Origin of the sequence: Streptococcus salivarius (assembly GCF_002094975.1) — a bacterium.
In the GTDB taxonomy this organism is placed as follows: domain Bacteria; phylum Bacillota; class Bacilli; order Lactobacillales; family Streptococcaceae; genus Streptococcus; species Streptococcus salivarius_D.
In genome coordinates this window covers 458962-476526 of record NZ_CP015283.1, presented here as the reverse complement: position 1 = coordinate 476526, position 17565 = coordinate 458962, and the positions used below count along the sequence as shown (strand labels likewise).

Below are 17565 nucleotides of genomic sequence, written 5' to 3'. Positions count from 1 at the left end.
AAAAAAGAAAGTCTATTAAATTCTAACCTGAAATGGGTGGGGTTTTGATGGGCTTTTTGCTATAATAGTTAAGACTAAAAAATTAACGAAAGAAGTGTATTTATGGAACGTTCTATGTATGCCGGACGTGTTCGTAGTGAACACATCGGAACTACTATTACTTTGAAAGGTTGGGTATCTCGCCGTCGTAACCTCGGAGGTTTGATTTTCATCGATCTTCGTGACCGTGAAGGTTTGATGCAGTTGGTTGTTAACCCTGAAAATGCGGACGCTAATGTTGTTGAAACAGCTGAAAGTTTGCGTAGCGAATTTGTTATTGAAGTAACAGGAACTGTTGAAGCGCGTGAACAAGCTAATGATAACTTGCCTACAGGTGCTGTCGAGCTTAAAGTTGAAGACCTTAAAGTCCTTAATACTGCCAAAACAACACCATTTGAAATTAAAGATGGTGTTGAGGCTAGTGATGATACACGTATGCGTTACCGCTACTTGGATCTTCGTCGTCCAGAGATGTTGGAAAACTTTAAGCTCCGTGCAAAGGTAACTCATGCCATCCGTAATTATCTTGATGACTTGGAATTTATCGATGTTGAAACACCAATGTTGACAAAATCTACACCAGAAGGTGCTCGTGATTACTTGGTTCCAAGCCGTGTTAGCCAAGGTCACTTTTATGCTCTTCCGCAAAGTCCTCAAATCACTAAACAATTATTGATGAATGCTGGTTTTGACCGTTATTATCAAATTGTTAAGTGTTTCCGTGATGAAGATTTGCGTGGAGACCGTCAACCTGAGTTTACACAAGTTGACTTGGAAACCTCTTTCCTTAATGAGCAAGAAATCCAAGATATTACAGAGGGATTGATTGCTAAGGTTATGAAAGAAACTAAAGGGATTGACGTTACACTACCATTCCCACGCATGTCTTATGATGATGCCATGAATAACTATGGTTCTGACAAGCCAGATACACGCTTTGACATGCTTTTACAAGACTTGACAGAGGTTGTCAAGGGTGTAGACTTCAAAGTGTTTGCTGAGGCACCAGCTGTTAAGGCAATTGTTGTCAAAGGAAATGCAGACAAATACTCACGTAAAAGTATTGACAAGTTGACAGAGTTTGCCAAACAATTTGGCGCTAAAGGTCTTGCTTGGGTTAAGATGACTGACGGAGCTCTAGCAGGTCCAGTTGCTAAATTCTTGACAAGTATTGAAGATAAGTTGACAGATGCTTTACACCTTGAAGAGAATGATCTAGTTCTTTTTGTAGCAGATACACTTGAAATTGTTAATAACACACTTGGTGCTTTGCGTAATCAAATTGCTAAAGAACTTGACATGATTGACAACACTAAGTTCAACTTCCTTTGGGTTGTTGATTGGCCAATGTTTGAGTGGTCTGAAGAGGAAGGACGCTATATGTCTGCTCACCACCCATTTACTTTGCCAACAGAAGATTCTGCAGCAGAGCTTGAAGGAGATCTTTCCAAGGTACGTGCTGTAGCTTATGATATTGTCTTGAATGGTTATGAGCTTGGTGGAGGTAGTCTACGTATCAATCATAAAGACCTACAGGAACGTATGTTGAAAGCCCTTGGTTTCTCTGAAGAATCAGCCTATGAGCAATTTGGATTCCTTCTTGAAGCTATGGACTATGGTTTCCCACCACATGGTGGTTTGGCTATCGGTCTTGACCGTTTTGTTATGCTTCTTGCAGGTAAAGATAATATCCGTGAAGTGATTGCCTTCCCTAAAAATAATAAGGCATCAGATCCTATGACTCAGGCTCCAAGTCTTGTGGCTGATAAACAGTTGGAAGAACTTGCCCTTCATGTAGATTTAGAAAATGAATAAAGCACCTCTTCATAAACATGTTAAATTTGTAGCGAAAAAGTCTGCGAAGAAAATGGGCGTTTTGCAGGCTGTACGTAGTATTTCCCGTGAAAAATATACTGAAAAAGTTTCAGCCTCTTTACTTTACGGGCTCTTATCGTCAATCGCCGTTAATTTCTTTTTTCAACCTGGACATGTTTACTCCAGTGGAGCAACAGGTTTGGCACAGGTTTTATCGGCATTGAGTGTTAGAACTTTGGGCTTTGAGATACCAGTATCATTGACTTTCTATGCGATTAATATACCTCTCTTGATTATGGCTTGGTATAAGATTGGCCATAAATTCACTATCTTTACCTTCATTACAGTAACGATGAGCTCCCTTTTTATTCAGGTGATGCCACATGTAATCTTGACAGAGGATCCTTTGATCAATGCTATCTTTGGTGGTTTGGTCATGGGAACGGGGATTGGTTTTGGTTTAAAATCACGTATCTCTAGTGGAGGGACGGATATCGTTAGCCTCACTATTCGTAAGAAAACAGGCCGTGATGTTGGTAATATCTCCTTGATTGTCAATGGGATTATCATGGTTTTTGCGGGCATTCTTTTTGGTTGGAAATATGCTCTTTATTCAATGGTGACTATTTTTGTTTCTAGTCGAGTAACAGATGCGATTTTCACAAAACAAAAGAAAATGCAGGCTATGATTGTCACAAGTAATCCCGACCCAGTTGTAAGGATGATTCAGAAGAAACTCCATCGTGGAGTAACGATGATTAATGATGCGGAAGGGACTTATAATCACGAAAAGAAAGCAGTATTACTGGCGATTATTACGCGTGAAGAGTATGCTGACTTCAAGCATTATATGAGAAAAGCAGATCCTAAAGCTTTTGTCTCTATCGCAGAAAATGTACATATTCTAGGTCGTTTTGTTGATTTAGATGACTAACAAAAAAGGAAGTTGACGAACGTTAGCTTCTTTTTTGTTGGAGAGAATTCTTGACGAAATGCTTGCTTGACTTTACAATATCAGTATGATTAGATTTTTAATTCCAACCGCAAAAGAAATGAAGGCCAGTAAGGAAGTTCCGTCTCAAAAACTATCCGAAAAGAGTGCAGCTATCCTAACTGAAATGGCAAAATTGTCCACAGATGAATTATCCATAGCTTATAAAATAAAGCCTGAACAGGCTGAGAAAGAAAAGCAGCGCTGGGGTGCGATTTTGTCGGGAGAAGCGAAGAACTATCCGGCCGTCGAGCTTTTTAATGGTCTGATGTATCGTCACATCAAACGTAGTGACTTATCCACATGTGAAAAAGATTTCTTAGGCCAACGAGTATTTATCACATCTTCTTTTTATGGAATCATTCCTGCTTTTTACCCGATTCAGGAACATCGTCATGACTTTCATACGAAGATTAAGGTTGATGGTCAGTCCTTAAAAAACTATTGGCGTGCCGAATATGATCAATTTCTGGAGGAGAATCAAGTTCCGGTTATTTCTTTGCTTTCGAGTGAATTCGAGGATGTTTTTAGTCCAACTCTTCGTAAGCAGTTATTCACGGTTAGTTTTATGGAAGACCGCAATGGGGTTCTTAAGACTCACTCTACGATTTCCAAAAAGGCAAGAGGGGCTTTTTTGACAGCTGTTATGGAGGAGAATTGTCAAACGATTAATAATTTACGAAAATTGTCTTTTGATGAGTTTAACTATCGTGAGGATTTATCCTCTAATAATGAGCTAGTTTTTGTTAAAATTGCATAAAAAAGTCTGAGTTATAAGCTCAGACTTTTTTATAGCATATCTTTACGATCGACTTGTTCATAGTTAGTTTGACCGTCATTTAGCTTGTCCCAAATAACGACTTCTCCTTGATTAAGAGATTTTTTGACATCAATAATACGTTGATTAGATGATCCTCGAAACTGGAGCATAAGGTTCTTTTTAGTGATGTCAAAGCGGCCGTCAACGAGAATGTCAACGAGTTGAAGAAGTTCTAGTTTATCAGGAGTTTCAAGCATCAACTCCTCCCAAGTATAACCAGTCCAAGACCAGATATCTTTTTCCGGGAGTTCCTTACGAATGCGTTTGACTAGGGGAATGAGAATTCCTGTGTTTAGGAAGGGTTCACCACCAAGTAGCGTGAGACCTTGTACGTAAGGTTGAGCTAGATCCCTCATGATTTGTTCTTCAAGTTCTTTAGTATAGGGAATTCCTGCCTTAAAGGACCAGGTGGCAGCGTTATAGCATCCCTCGCAATGAAACATGCAACCAGAGACGTAAAGGGAGTTACGCACGCCTTCACCATCAACGAAATTAAAAGCTTTGTAGTCAATAATACGTCCTTGGCTAAGTTCTTCAGACTTCCATTCCTGTGGTTTTGGTGTATTCCATGTCATGATTCTACTCCAAATCTATCCAATAGCGCTCAGTTTCATGGCGAATGTCCTCCAACTGGCCACCGTTGGCTAATATAACAGCTCGACTAGCAGGATTCTTGATACTACAAGTGACCAGAGCACGATGAATATTCTTTTCTTTAGCCACTTGCAGACCTTGATGAAGAGCTTCTTTTGCATAGCCTTTGCCCCTTTCAGAGGGACGGATTGAGTAGCCAATATGGCCCCCTTTTTCTAGTAAGTAGTCATTTAATCGGAGACGAAGGTTGAGAAAGCCAAGAGCATAACCTGCTTCGTCAAAACTAACTAGCTGGATAGCAGGAACCCAATTTTCAGGAATATTGAGTCCCGCTTCCGCTTGAAGATTTTCTTCTAGCCACTCTTCATAAACAAAATTGTCGGGATTCCAAAATCCACCATCATGAGCAGATTGCTCCCTTTCAAATTCAGCCATCATCTCTAAGATAGCTTCTTTATCTGTTTGGCTCGGTCGGCGTAAGATCATATTATTTCTTCTTTCCAGCTTTTTTCAAAAGGGCTTGGACACGTGCTTTTTTATCGTTTTTGACGGTTGCATTTTTTTCGTGGTAACGTTCCACTTGTTGCATACCTTTATAATCTAATTGATATTTTCCCATTATATTCCTTTCTAAAAATGAAATAAGCAAAGCAGTTGGAAGATATCATCCAGCTGCTTCTAGTTTATTATAATGTATTCTAGGTCTTATTAAAGGTGTTTACCTTCATATTTTATGGTTGAACCGTTCATGTGTTTGACTCGAGCAGAGATTTCTTTGTGGCGTCCTTTAACCATTGGGCGTGCCTGTGGATTTCCTAGATAGCCGCAAGTACGTTTAACAACATCAACTGTTTTAGGATCTGTGTTGCCACAGTTAGGGCACATGAATCCACGTTCTGTTGGGGTGAAGTCCCCTTCAAAGTCACACTTGTAGCATTTATCGATTGGAGTATTCGTTCCGAGGTAACCGACACGGTCATAAGCAAAGTCCCAGACAGCTTCGAGTGCCTTTGGATTTTGCTGGAGGACTGGATATTCGCAGTAATGGATGAATCCACCAGTTGCACCAGCTTCTGGGTAAGCTTTTTCGAATTCTAATTTTTCAAATGGTGTTGGATTTTTACGAACATCGTAGTGGAAAGAGTTGGTGTAATACTCTTTATCTGTGATATCAGTCACGACACCGAACTTTTCAGTATCCAAACGACAGAAACGATCCGTCAAACTCTCTGATGGTGTTGAATAAACAGAGAAATGATAATCATATTCGTCAGACCAACTTTCACAAGCATTTTTCATAGCTTTAACGATATCTAACGTGAACGCTTTGGCTTCTGGATTAGTCTCCCAGTCACTACCATAAAAAACGGATGCTACTTCATAAAGCCCAATATAACCAAGTGATACAGTTGCACGACGATGTTTGAATAGTTGATCTACATTGTCGAATTTACCTAGACGTTGACCAAAGGCACCATACTGATAAAGGATGGGGGCATTAGCAGGTGTCGCTTCTTTGACACGTTCAACTCGGTAGACGAGTGCATCTTTGGCAATTCCCATTCTTTCTTCAAAAATTTCCCAAAATTTATCTTGGTCTCCCTTAGATTCTAGGGCAATTCGAGGAAGATTAAGGGTTACAACACCCAGATTCATTCGTCCAGAATTAACTTCGACACCATTTTCATCCTTCCACCCTTGTAGGAAGGAACGGCATCCCATAGGAGCTTTAAAGGAACCCGTCAATTCAACGATTTTGTCATATGATAGGACATCTGGATACATACGCTTTGTTGCACATTCAAGAGCTAGTTGCTTAATATCGTAGTTAGGTGAGCTAGGCTCTAAGTTAAGTCCACGTTTTAAGGTAAAAATGAGTTTAGGGAAAATGGCAGTACGGTGTTCGGAGCCAAGTCCTAAAATACGAACTTGTAGGATAGCCTTTTGGATTTCACGCTCAAACCAGTTTGTCCCTAAACCGAAACCGAGAGAGGTAAAGGGAGTTTGTCCATTCGAAGTGAAAAGCGTATTAATCTCGTATTCAAGAGATTGCATAGCATCGTAGATATCTTTACGCGTTTTGGCGCGTGCATAGTCTTCACGTTTTTCTTCAGCTACCCACTCTTTAGCATCAGCTAAGTGTTTTTTGTAGTTAAGTTCTGCGTAAGGAGCTAAAAACTCATCGATACGGTCTGCAGTACAGCCACCGTATTGACTAGAGGCAACATTTGCGATGATTTGTGAAATTTGTGCTGTTGCAGTTTGAATGGATTTAGGACTTTCAACTTCAGCATTACCAATCTTAAAACCATTTGCCAACATGCCTTTGAAGTCAATCAAGCAACAGTTAGTCATAGGTGTGTAAGGACTGTAGTCTAAATCGTGGAAGTGGATATCCCCCTTTTGATGAGCATTCGCCACATGTGAAGGAAGCATTTTAAGTCCAATAGATTTTCCGACAATTCCTGCGGTTAAATCACGTTGTGTATTGTAAAGGTCACTGTCCTTATTAGCATTTTCGTGAACAACAGCCTGGTCTTTATTGACAAGTTTATTAATGGTGAAATTAATGTCAGTGGCTTGAGAGCGCTCAAAATCACGCTTGGTACGATAGTTAATATATTCTTGAGCGATAGCATACTCGTTTGCTTCTAGCAACTCGTGCTCTACTATGCTTTGGATTTCATATATTTTGATATTTTGAGTGAAGCGGTCATTAATTTCAGCAACAATACGGTTGGCAATTCCCTCCAACTTTGCTTCAATTAATGGTGTGATAGGTGTAATAGCCTCACTTGCTTTGAGGATAGCCTCATATATTTTACTTGAATCAAAGACAACCATACGACCATCACGTTTGATGACTTTGATATCAGGGTTGATTGTAACCTTTTCTTTTTCTAATGTAATCATCTAAAAATCACCTCGTTACTAATTATAGCACTAGGCAAAAAAAAATCAATATATTGTGGTATATTTTTATCTCAACCACTATATATTGATTTTTCGACCTATTTTAAGACGTAAACAGTGTATCGTTCAACGCCTTTTACAGGGGCTTTTTTATAGTTTTTTGAAAGTGTAGATTTAACATCAGAAGGTAGTTGTGTATCTTGTTGAACAACTATATATTGTGCTGAATCTTGGATAATAGTATCTGAGAGAGCTTTCTGATGACTAGATTTAGCTGTGTTAAGTTCTGGAAGAACAAATTGTGAGGCTGCTTTACGACCGCTTTCCAAATAAATTTTTGCTGATGAATCGTAAACGTAGATAGTTTCATCTTTTTTGGTATTTTTAGCGAGGTAATTTGCAACAGTACTACGTTCAGTATTATTTCCTAAATTAAATAGGAACATAATGATTGGCATTGCGAAAGCAAATGCAAAGACTGCAATAGGTAAGAAGTAATTACGACTAAGGAAGATACCAAAAACTTTAAGTGTGTGAATCTGGTTACCATTACGACGTCGGTGAGAAGTTCGCTCTGCTCTCTTTTTAATAGCATCATCTAAAGAAAGCGCTGTCAAGACTAGACCATAAGGTACGATGTTGAGAATACTGTAAAGTCCAAAACTTTGAGAGAACAAGCTGTAAACTACTGTAAAGATAAAACTAAGGAGTAGTACCCACTTGATACTCTTATCTTTAGCATCGCCAAGAAGGTGGTTGCTTGTAGTCAGTGCACCAATAAGTAATCCAGAGCCGATGACAGCAAAACTTTGGTAAGCTAACGTAAGTAGAAAGTCATTTTTTTCTACAGCAAGTTGTGTAAAGTTGTAAACCAAAACTTGGTTAATATAGTCCGATGTAATTTGTAAATTTAGGATAAAGTAAAGACATAGATACAATACTAGAATGTTACCAAAAATAATACAAAGAACTTGATAAAAACCACGAGCAAAGTGCTTGTTGACAAGGTTGTAAACGAAGATTGTCACAAGTGACAATATCCAGAAAATAAGAGTTCGAGCTTCAAAAAGAGCTCCCGCAGTGCCAGCGAAGCCGTAAAGAATAAAGGCTTCATCACGACTGTGACCCGCAAAGTAACGAGTTAAGAAGAAGATGGCACCTAGGACAAAAGGCATAGCAAATTGGATAGGGTAGAGCCCACCAAAACCAAGTGTTCCATTAGTGACATAGAAAATAATACTAATTAGAGTGGCAATTTCCTTCTTGTTTGTCATGTGCATGACAGTCTTGTAGAGGTAACTTCCAGAAAGATAGTAGGTAAGGAATTGAATAGGAATCAGCCAAAGAGTTGATCCTAAACGGAAAGCCAGAGAAACTAGTAAGTAATAAAAGAAGCCGCCTGTCGCAAAAAAGTCAGAGTAGGGTAAGCTACCATTGGCAAACATTTTTGCAATGTAAAGGTTTTGAGACTGTATATTATTGGCAAAGTCTGTAAAGCAGGGAACTGATATACTAAAAATACTCAAAATCAAACTGAGAATCAGGATATGGCCTTTATGCTTCCATGGAAGTGAAATCTTAGTTTTTTTCTCTATTTGAGACGAATTTGATTCTTCTGTATGTCCCTGAATTGTCACTTCAATCTTTTCGGATTGATTCTCTTGTGTATGAGAGCGATGGTGGCTTCGATGATAACCTTGGTAGCCACTTGAATCTAAAGTATTGTCTTCGTTGTATGGACTCACAATTAAACTCCTTTGTTGACATTTGGAAAGTTATAAATAAAAGGGTCTTATCCCCTAATTGTCTTATTTAAAGTATATCAGATAATACCATTTAGTCAATTTTCCTCTAATTTCTTACATTTAAGAAAAAAATATCTAAAAAAGAGACTGAGATACAATATCCCAATCTCTTTTTAACAAGTCATTTCTTTGCCTATGGCATTGAATATTTTTAGTTTTCGTCGATGAAGCTATTGAAAACTTCTTCAATCATATCCCATTCAGCATCTGAATCTTCAGGAATTGGTTGAAGGTCGCCTTCAGTACCGTCTTCATTTTCAGTGAATGAGTATGCTTGGATTTCAATTTCCCCGTTAGCATCTTCTTCAGCACCAGCTGGTACCAAAAGAACATAGTTTTTACCAAATTCTTCGCGTCCATCAATAGTCAACAAGATTTCAAAAAGTGTTTCATTTCCTTGTTCGTCTACTAAAGTGATGACTTCATGATCATGGTTGTGGTCGTGATTGTGTGACATATTGTTCTCCTTTTTGTAGAGAGCACTGAATAGTGAGGAAATCTAGTATATTTGCTTGGCAGTTTACTAGATTGTCATTTGACTATTAGGTCTCTATTACACTTTCTTAAAACATTCGATCGAGGTAGTTTTGTAGAATAAGTTGGGCAGCTAATTTATCAATAACTTTTTTACGTTTACCACGGCTGACATCTGCTTGTTCAACCAACATACGCTCGGCTTGAACAGTTGTCAAGCGTTCGTCTTGGTAATCTACAGGAATTCCAAAGATTTCCTTGATTTTGTCACCATAGGCTTTGCTTGCCTCAACACGTGGTCCTTCAGTGTTATTCATATTTTTAGGAAGACCAACAACAAATTTTTCTACCTTATATTCTTTAACGAGCTCGCCTAGTCGGTCGAAACCAAACTCTTCAGCCTCCTCGTCAATTTTGATAATTTCAACGCCTTGGGCTGTAAAACCGAGGGGATCACTAATCGCAACTCCTACTGTTTTTGAGCCAACATCAAGTCCCATTACTCGCATTAGAGGTCAATTCCATTTCCTTTAAGATAATAGCGAACGAGTTCTTCAACGATTTCATCACGTTCGTATTTACGAATCTGGTTACGGGCGTCATTATAACGCGGAACATAAGCAGGGTCACCGCTCAGAACATAACCGACGATTTGGTTGATAGGATTGTAACCTTTCTCAGCCAACGAACGGTAAACATTTGTCAAAGTATTACTGATTTCATCTTTGCTACCGTCGTCTAGGTTGAAACGAACAGTTTCATCTGTAAATCCCATACTGACACCTTCTTTCTATAAGAATTATCTGTTAGTTCTTTATTATAACATAAGTATAGCCAAAAGGGAAAGTCGATGAACAAAAAAAGAGACGACTGAAGTCATCTCTCTTAATATCCAATAAGATTAAACGCGTTCAACTTTACCAGATTTAAGCGCACGAGCTGAAGCCCAAACTTTTTTAGGTTTACCATCAACAAGGATAGTAACTTTTTGAAGGTTAGGTTTAACGGCACGTTTAGTTTTGTTCATAGCGTGTGAACGGTTGTTTCCAGAAACAGTTTTACGTCCTGTAAAGTAACATACTTTAGCCATTTCGTGTTTTCCTCCTAGGTAGAATTTATTACGGATGTGCTAGCACCACATACCAAAACATTCTATCATAAGAATTTAGGTTTGACAAGAACTATTTATAATTTCTTTTTATAACAAAATAGTATATGCTTATTATAATAAGAAAAAATCAGTTAAAAAAGGAGAGAAGATGCCAGATAATCTTGCTCTACGCATGCGTCCACGTACAATTTCAGAGGTGATTGGTCAGAAGCATTTGGTTGGTGAAGGTAAAATTATTCGCCGTATGGTAGAAGCGAATATGCTGTCGTCAATGATTCTCTACGGGCCACCAGGAATCGGGAAGACCTCAATAGCTAGTGCTATTGCAGGAACAACAAAATTTGCTTTTAGAACCTTTAATGCTACTGTTGATAGCAAGAAACGCCTGCAGGAAATTGCGGAAGAGGCTAAATTTTCAGGTGGCTTAGTTCTGCTTCTAGATGAGATTCATCGTTTGGATAAAGCTAAACAAGACTTTTTATTGCCACTCTTAGAGAATGGCAATATTATCATGATTGGGGCTACAACGGAGAATCCGTTTTTTTCTGTCACACCAGCCATCCGTAGTCGTGTACAAATATTTGAGTTGGAACCACTCTCTAACGAGGATATTAAGGAAGCTATCCTAGGTGTTCTAGAGGACAAGGAGCGTGGCTTTGACTTTGATGTCCAGTTAGATGAGGATGCTCTAGATTTTATTGCTACGGCTACTAATGGTGATTTACGTTCGGCTTATAATTCCTTAGATTTAGCTGTCATGTCGACGCCAGCTTCAGAAGATGGGCTTCGCCATATTACTTTAGATACAGTGGAAAATAGTTTACAACGTAGCTATATCACCATGGATAAAGACGGTGATGGACACTATGATGTGCTTTCTGCTTTGCAAAAATCTATTCGAGGCTCTGATGTTAATGCCAGTCTTCACTATGCAGCACGTTTGGTTGAAGCAGGAGATCTCCCTAGTCTAGCACGGCGCTTGACTGTGATTGCGTACGAGGATATTGGTTTAGCTAATCCTGATGCGCAAGTTCACACGGTTACAGCTTTGGAAGCTGCACAGAAAGTAGGTTTCCCAGAGGCGCGTATTTTGATTGCTAATGTAGTTGTTGACTTAGCTTTATCTCCTAAGTCGAATTCGGCTTATATGGCTATGGATGCTGCCTTGGCAGACCTTAGAAAATCAGGGAATTTACCTATTCCTCGTCATTTGAGAGATGGACACTATGCTGGAAGCAAGGAACTGGGCAATGCACAAGATTACAAGTATCCCCATGCTTATCCTGAAAAGTGGGTCAAACAACAATATCTTCCTGATAAATTAAGAGGTGTGAATTATTTCCAACCCAATGAAACCGGGAAATATGAAAGAGCTCTTGGAGCTAATAAAGAACGGATCGATAAGTTATCTAGGTAATACGAGAGGAATCAACGAAAACGATTGCAAAAAATTGATTTTTCCTCTTGCAATAATTTTCAAAAGTGGTATTATAAAAACATAGAAATTGCTGTGGTATACGAATCCACATATAAGTGTTGACCGACTAATTTTTGTATTATCGGGAGACAGAGGTCTATTAACAGTGTGCAGGCTGGCTCACCCAGAAGCAACTGAAGTTAGTAGCGAGTCGCCCACCTGCTTTTTTACGTCGCGGGTTCAATACAAACCGTGGATCATCGGTACCAATACAGCATCCAGCCTCCTTAGCTCAGTTGGTAGAGCAGTGGACTCTTAATCCATGGGTCACAGGTTCGAGCCCTGTAGGGGGCATCTAAATCAATAGGAAAAAGCCTTGATTTATAAGGCTTTTTTGCTTGTCTATAATTGATTTGCCCCATCATTTGCCCCACATTTTTTATGAGCAATCTTTCCAGACATCTCTAATTTGATTAAATTCTTCAAAAATTTTCTCTTCTAAAGTGTGTCCATACACTTCTACTAACATTGAAATATCTTTATGCCCTAGAATTTTTGCAATAACTCCAAGGTCAAATCCTTTGTGCCAGAGGTAGCTTCCATAGGTATGACGTGCTCCTTTTGTCGTGATAATTGGATAAATATCTAATTCATTTAAAAGAACACTCAAAGCTTTATTGACACTTGCAATGTCTGGTACCAAGTGAATATATCCATAATGCTGAAAAATCATTTTATACCTATTCTTGATTCCTAGCTCTTTATTAGCCTTCTCCTGTTCAATTTTTAGGACTTGTAATATCTTAATACATTCTTCGTCTATCGGTACCATCCGAATAGACGTTTTATTTTTTGGAGGGACAAATTTATGAGAAAGGGTATTAAACCTCCTATATGTTTTTAGCAGTCCTCTGTCAAAGTCAACTTCATTCCAAGTTAACGCTATTAACTCTCCAAACCTCATGCCTGTTTTTAGTAGAAAATAGACGATATAAGGAACAATTGAACGTTGGTAATCAAATTTTCTCTTTACTGCTAAAAGTAAATCCAGATAGTCCTTTTCTGTATGTAAATATTTCTCTTCTGTCATCTGTTGTTCTTTGGATGAAAATAACTCGACATGTTGTGTAAAATCATCTATTAAAACTTTGTCTGCAATTGCCATTTGGATGCTCTGATGAATCCCAGTATTCAATCTACCAAGAAAATTTCTACCAACTGTCTGCCCATACTTATTCATAATTCTTTGGTATTCACTCGCACGAATTTGAGTGACTTTTTTATTTCCAAATAATCTTTCAATTGTGTTTTTACGGAGAAGATATTTTTTCTTTGTCTCTTCCGACCTACTACTCGGTAGAATTTTTAGTTCAAGCCATTCTTGATACAGATCTACAAGAGAAATATCTCTAGAAATTCTTTTCCCTAAACGAAGTTCTTGCAGAATCGGTTCAGCTTCTGATTCTGCAAGTTTTTTTGTTTTAAAACCGCTATTATGAGCAATAGTTTTTCCTTCGCTACGAATTTCATAGGTCCATAAATTACTATCTCCTCGCTTTCGGTAACGAACACTTGCCATATTACGCCACCTCTGTTCCTAGAATCTCATTTACAACACTTTTTGGAACAACCATCAAACGTTTGCGATTATAAAATGTATAGCCTCGTGAGACAAGTAATTCTCTTGCCTGATGAATGATATCATTCGCTGTATGAGGGCGATAGCCCATTTCAATTAATTCTTTGTTGCTAATTAAATTATTATCCATAGTTATCCTCCTTATTGATTTTCTAAAGTCAGAAACTCACCTACAAGTAGTTGTAATTCTGTATTTAATTTAGGGAGATTCTGTATTAATACTTCTTTTAATTCTTCCGCAAATTGGTTCGTTTCTTCTCTCAATAGTTTGCGGACTCTTGTTTTTTTCTTTTTGATGCTGTCTGATTTTAAATTTGGAAAAGCCAATGACAACAGTTCAGGATTGTTGAGAAAGATAATTGTAAATGCTCTTTGCTCCACTCGAATATGATCTAGCTTATAAAATCCGAAATTATCAAGTCGATTCATAATATCTTGGACCATCTCCTCCCCAATCGCTTTGGTTCTGAGTTGGAACTCTAGTCTCCACCAAAACGGATTTACAGCCAAATCTAGCTTCTCTTCACGCTTGTGAGCAATGATTTCTTTATTCTTATCATATAACCTAACTTGTACATTACTACCGCTAGAACCCCAATATTTCGTCTCTAATTCGCCCCCTCGACCATAGAAGACCTTATGGGTAACACCACCTTTAATATGTTGCAAATTAACGATCTCAGGCCTGTTGAGAATGTCAAATGCCAAATCAAAACGAGACAATCGTACCGTCAATGAATTCAATCTGGCAAAGTACATTAATTGCCTCCATACTTTCATTCCATCAAATTCTTTTAAAGTGTTAGGATTGAAATCAATCCGAATCAATTGTTCACCTCCATAAGTGGATAATTGAAAAAATATAATATTGATTGAATCATACTCATTAAAATCTTTAGCTAAAGTAAAGACATCATCTCGCACGTTATCATGTATTTCAAATGAGTCAACTCTTGTACTTATTGCCTGTTTCAGATTTTTGAAAATCCGTCTTAGAGAACCAGTATCAGTATCCCAGATAACCGTTAGTCTATCGATACTGACATCTAACCTCTGTACTAATTCTCCTACATCACATCGTTCTTGAATGCTTCTTAAATCTTGTATAGAAACCAACAAAATTGTCCCCCCTTCTTTTAGATTTTTTAGGCCTCAGAAACACCGTAAAATCAACGTTTGCTCGTTCCGTCGTTCTTTGGACGTTGTCCTAAGTGTCCCTTTTTGCTGGCTGTTAGAATAGCCAGCTTTTGCTTGGCTAGAAATTGTCTGGACGGCAGTCCGCAGGACTTCGCCTGACTTCCCGTCAGGCTCGTCCCTTGTCCTTGTCCACACAATTTCTAGCTCCAAGGCTTCGAATAGTCATAAGTCATAGTCTCGTCTTCAACTTCCTCCTCACTCACTATTCCTAAACATATGAGCTATTTTGTATCATTTATAACTTATTTATAAGTTATAAATATATTTTACAAAAAATATTTGGGGTAGTCAACTAAAAACTTGATTTGTAAGTTTACAGGTGATAAAATAAGTTAAAAATAAAAACAGGAGTTTCCCATGACCTTTATTATTCAAAATTTTGGACCCAATTTGGCACGACTACGCATAGAAAAAGGAGTAAGTCAAACTCAACTAGCTGAAGACTTAGGAATTGGTAAACAGTCCATCTCTGATTATGAAAAACAAAAAAGCTATCCTACCTTTGCAAATTTAGATAAGATAGCAGAATATTTTAATGCAACTCCAACTCAACTTTTTGGAACGAGTAAGGAGATTGAATTAGAAAAGAGTGTTCTTGAATCGAATGAATACTCTGATAAAGTAAGTGAGATCTTAAAGGCTGTCAAATACATCGAACATTTTCTACAAACTGATGGACAGTACTTAGAGGATTTACTTTACCTAACAAGAGGCAACCAGCTATACACAGAAGATGGAGATGAGTTGTATATTGATCCAACTTCTCAGAAAAGAACATTTCATAACCAATATGAACCTGGTTTTATTGTAGCAAGAGATAAATCCCCACTAGAACTCTTAATTGAAAATAAGGACCTATTAGATTAAAAAAAGCGAGGATATGTACTGATCCCAAAAGTTAGATTTTTTCTGTCTAACTTTTGGGGTGCAGTACATTTTCAACTCTCTTATTTATTTTCTTATCTCACATAATTACTTCACATATCCAGGCTCATCAAATTCATTTTTTTCAATAACATATGCCACATTTGCATCCTTATTGATCAAAGAACATATATCTATTAAACTACAAAAGCTCTCTGACCGCAAAATTCCGTTAATTTACAACCTTATTCCTACTTTCTATTTTACTTTTCTGACAGATAAGATTATAATAAGAAGTATTTATTTTCGGAGGTTTTTATGTCATTTCTATCAAAAAATTGGGCAGGACTGTTAGTCTGTCTGATCATTTCTATCATCTCTTGGGTTTTAGGAGGCTTTCTGCCTGTTGTGGGAGCACCTGTTTTCGCCATTTTTATCGGAATGATTCTCTACCCCTTTCTCACTCCCTATAAACAACTGGATGCTGGTTTGACTTATAGCTCCAAAAAATTGCTTCAGTATGCTGTTATCTTACTTGGTTTTGGACTCAATATCTCTCAAGTTTTCGCAGTTGGAAAATCTTCCCTTCCTGTCATCCTTTCGACTATTTCTATCGCTTTAATTATTGCTTTCTTTTTCCAACGATTTTTTAACATGGATACAAAGCTAGCTACCTTGATTGGGGTAGGCTCTTCTATCTGTGGCGGTTCTGCCATTGCAGCGACTGCTCCTGTTATTCACGCCAAGGAAAAAGAAGTAGCCCAAGCCATTTCTGTTATCTTTTTCTTCAATGTCTTGGCAGCTCTTATCTTTCCAACTCTAGGTTCTTGGCTCCATCTCTCCAACGAAGGTTTTGCTCTCTTTGCGGGTACTGCGGTCAACGATACTTCCTCTGTAACAGCCACAGCTAGCGCCTGGGATAGTCTGTATCATACCAATACTCTAGAATCTGCAACCATTGTCAAACTGACTCGTACCTTAGCTATTATCCCTATTACTCTCTTCCTCTCCTATTGGCAAAGCCGTCAACAAGACAACAACCAAGGAGTAAAGCTTAAAAAAATCTTCCCCGTTTTCATTCTCTACTTCATCCTAGCTTCTCTGCTAACTACCGTCCTTACTTCTTTTGGTGTTAGCAATAGCTTCTTTTCACCTCTCAAACAGCTCTCCAAATTCCTCATCATCATGGCTATGAGTGCTATTGGTCTCAAAACTAACCTCGTTGCTATGATCAAATCCAGTGGAAAATCCATTCTTCTTGGAGCCCTTTGCTGGATTGCTATCATCCTGACTAGTCTTGGCATGCAATTACTCATCGGTATTTTCTAAGAAAAAAGGGAGCCTAAAGGCTACCTCAGAACGTAGACAAACGTCATTTTTGGCGTTTGTCTTTTTGTATCTTCAAAGATATTTTGTCTTATCATCTACTATTCCATCCAAAAATCTGATTTAAAGCAAAATAAAAAGGGATATTCCCTATCCATTTCGATAATTTTTTCATTAATTTGTTTTTCCATTTTATCCTCCGATTAGTCTCGCACTGATATTTATTGATAACAACACTATATTTCTAGTATAGCATAATCATTAGATATTATAGGTTTTCAAACCAAATGAGAGTCATTCGTTTTTGCCCCACTTTTGCCCCATTTTTAAATCATGACATTGGAAATACCTAAAAGTACTTCCCTAAAATCACTTATATTTCAATATTTTTAATTACTCTCAATATGAAAATCCTTTCCAAATCCATGTAGGGGGCAGTTTAATATCGAAAAGAGACTTGATTGTAGGTCTTTTTTTTTATTTTTCTAAGAAAGAACTCACTTTAAACAGAACTTTACGTGCTTGTTTGTCCAAACGAGAGTTGTTCCAAATGATAATTC

At 38.0% G+C, this 17565-nt stretch carries 19 protein-coding genes, 1 tRNA gene and 1 other RNA gene; 8 read left to right on the top strand and 13 right to left on the bottom strand.

Going from position 1 to position 17565, the window contains the following annotated elements:
• The first annotated feature begins 102 nt into the window (after positions 1-102).
• The 3 genes from aspS (at position 103) to yaaA (ending at position 3605) form a co-directional block, all read left to right on the top strand.
• Complete coding sequence (gene aspS / locus V471_RS02420; RefSeq protein ID WP_045769356.1) at positions 103-1854, top strand: aspartate--tRNA ligase; 1752 nt, start codon at positions 103-105, stop codon at positions 1852-1854.
• On the top strand, positions 1847-2788 hold the full coding sequence (locus V471_RS02415; protein ID WP_045769357.1) for a YitT family protein: 942 nt from the start codon (positions 1847-1849) through the stop codon (positions 2786-2788). The genes aspS and V471_RS02415 overlap by 8 nt, the downstream gene beginning before the upstream one ends.
• Positions 2789-2873: 85 nt before the next feature.
• Entirely contained in the window at positions 2874-3605 is a 732-nt protein-coding gene (yaaA, locus tag V471_RS02410) for a peroxide stress protein YaaA (protein ID WP_045769358.1), read from the top strand.
• Between the two features lie 29 nt (positions 3606-3634).
• Here yaaA and nrdG read toward each other — a convergent pair whose 3' ends face one another.
• From nrdG to rpmB, 9 genes are all read right to left on the bottom strand, one after another.
• The gene (gene nrdG, locus V471_RS02405; protein WP_013991299.1) at positions 3635-4240 is read right to left on the bottom strand and encodes an anaerobic ribonucleoside-triphosphate reductase activating protein; all 606 of its coding nucleotides are present in this window, start codon (positions 4238-4240) and stop codon (positions 3635-3637) included.
• A gap of 4 nt (positions 4241-4244) precedes the next feature.
• On the bottom strand, positions 4245-4745 hold the full coding sequence (locus V471_RS02400; protein ID WP_045769359.1) for a GNAT family N-acetyltransferase: 501 nt from the start codon (positions 4743-4745) through the stop codon (positions 4245-4247).
• 1 nt (position 4746) lies between these two features.
• Positions 4747-4878, bottom strand: a complete 132-nt coding sequence (locus V471_RS11290) for a hypothetical protein (RefSeq protein ID WP_002885877.1) — start codon at positions 4876-4878, stop codon at positions 4747-4749.
• Positions 4879-4967: 89 nt separating this feature from the next.
• Positions 4968-7172 (bottom strand): anaerobic ribonucleoside-triphosphate reductase, encoded by a 2205-nt coding sequence (gene nrdD / locus V471_RS02395; protein ID WP_013991297.1) that lies wholly within the window; start codon positions 7170-7172, stop codon positions 4968-4970.
• Between the two features lie 98 nt (positions 7173-7270).
• Positions 7271-8917: a membrane protein gene (locus V471_RS02390; RefSeq protein ID WP_013991296.1), complete on the bottom strand. Its 1647-nt coding sequence runs from the start codon at positions 8915-8917 to the stop codon at positions 7271-7273.
• 211 nt (positions 8918-9128) lie between these two features.
• Positions 9129-9434 (bottom strand): DUF1292 domain-containing protein, encoded by a 306-nt coding sequence (locus V471_RS02385; RefSeq protein WP_002887079.1) that lies wholly within the window; start codon positions 9432-9434, stop codon positions 9129-9131.
• A gap of 106 nt (positions 9435-9540) precedes the next feature.
• Positions 9541-9960 carry a Holliday junction resolvase RuvX gene (ruvX, locus tag V471_RS02380; RefSeq protein WP_002887078.1) on the bottom strand — a complete coding sequence of 140 codons (420 nt, stop codon included), beginning with the start codon at positions 9958-9960 and terminating at the stop codon, positions 9541-9543.
• Positions 9960-10226, bottom strand: a complete 267-nt coding sequence (locus tag V471_RS02375; protein WP_002885737.1) for an IreB family regulatory phosphoprotein — start codon at positions 10224-10226, stop codon at positions 9960-9962. Before V471_RS02375 ends, ruvX begins: the two co-directional genes overlap by 1 nt.
• Before the next feature lie 126 nt (positions 10227-10352).
• Positions 10353-10541, bottom strand: a complete 189-nt coding sequence (rpmB, locus tag V471_RS02370) for a 50S ribosomal protein L28 (RefSeq protein ID WP_002885786.1) — start codon at positions 10539-10541, stop codon at positions 10353-10355.
• A 169-nt stretch (positions 10542-10710) separates the two neighbouring features.
• On the opposite strand from rpmB, the gene V471_RS02365 reads away from it, so the two are divergent.
• The 3 genes from V471_RS02365 to V471_RS02355 all read left to right on the top strand — a co-directional run bounded on the left by V471_RS02365 (position 10711) and on the right by V471_RS02355 (position 12333).
• Positions 10711-11979 (top strand): replication-associated recombination protein A, encoded by a 1269-nt coding sequence (locus V471_RS02365; RefSeq protein WP_002885641.1) that lies wholly within the window; start codon positions 10711-10713, stop codon positions 11977-11979.
• An 85-nt stretch (positions 11980-12064) separates the two neighbouring features.
• Positions 12065-12260: non-coding RNA, 6S RNA (gene ssrS, locus V471_RS02360), on the top strand.
• A tRNA-Lys gene (locus tag V471_RS02355) sits at positions 12261-12333 on the top strand.
• A gap of 85 nt (positions 12334-12418) precedes the next feature.
• Here the strand turns inward: V471_RS02355 and V471_RS02350 are convergent.
• Genes V471_RS02350 through V471_RS11360 form a run of 4 tightly spaced genes read right to left on the bottom strand, consistent with a single transcriptional unit; the run spans position 12419 to position 14965 of the window.
• Positions 12419-13558 (bottom strand): site-specific integrase, encoded by a 1140-nt coding sequence (locus V471_RS02350; RefSeq protein WP_084871069.1) that lies wholly within the window; start codon positions 13556-13558, stop codon positions 12419-12421.
• A 1-nt stretch (position 13559) separates the two neighbouring features.
• On the bottom strand, positions 13560-13748 hold the full coding sequence (locus V471_RS02345; protein WP_000369785.1) for a DUF3173 domain-containing protein: 189 nt from the start codon (positions 13746-13748) through the stop codon (positions 13560-13562).
• An 11-nt stretch (positions 13749-13759) separates the two neighbouring features.
• Positions 13760-14737, bottom strand: coding sequence for a replication initiation protein (locus V471_RS02340; RefSeq protein ID WP_070576067.1), 978 nt, complete (start codon positions 14735-14737; stop codon positions 13760-13762).
• 33 nt (positions 14738-14770) lie between these two features.
• Complete coding sequence (locus V471_RS11360; RefSeq protein ID WP_072903616.1) at positions 14771-14965, bottom strand: hypothetical protein; 195 nt, start codon at positions 14963-14965, stop codon at positions 14771-14773.
• 207 nt (positions 14966-15172) lie between these two features.
• On the opposite strand from V471_RS11360, the gene V471_RS02330 reads away from it, so the two are divergent.
• Together V471_RS02330 and V471_RS02325 are read left to right on the top strand one after the other, a co-directional pair.
• Positions 15173-15682 carry a helix-turn-helix domain-containing protein gene (locus V471_RS02330; RefSeq protein WP_014712806.1) on the top strand — a complete coding sequence of 170 codons (510 nt, stop codon included), beginning with the start codon at positions 15173-15175 and terminating at the stop codon, positions 15680-15682.
• A gap of 315 nt (positions 15683-15997) precedes the next feature.
• Entirely contained in the window at positions 15998-17008 is a 1011-nt protein-coding gene (locus V471_RS02325; RefSeq protein WP_003009857.1) for a YeiH family protein, read from the top strand.
• The last annotated feature ends 557 nt before the right edge of the window (positions 17009-17565 follow it).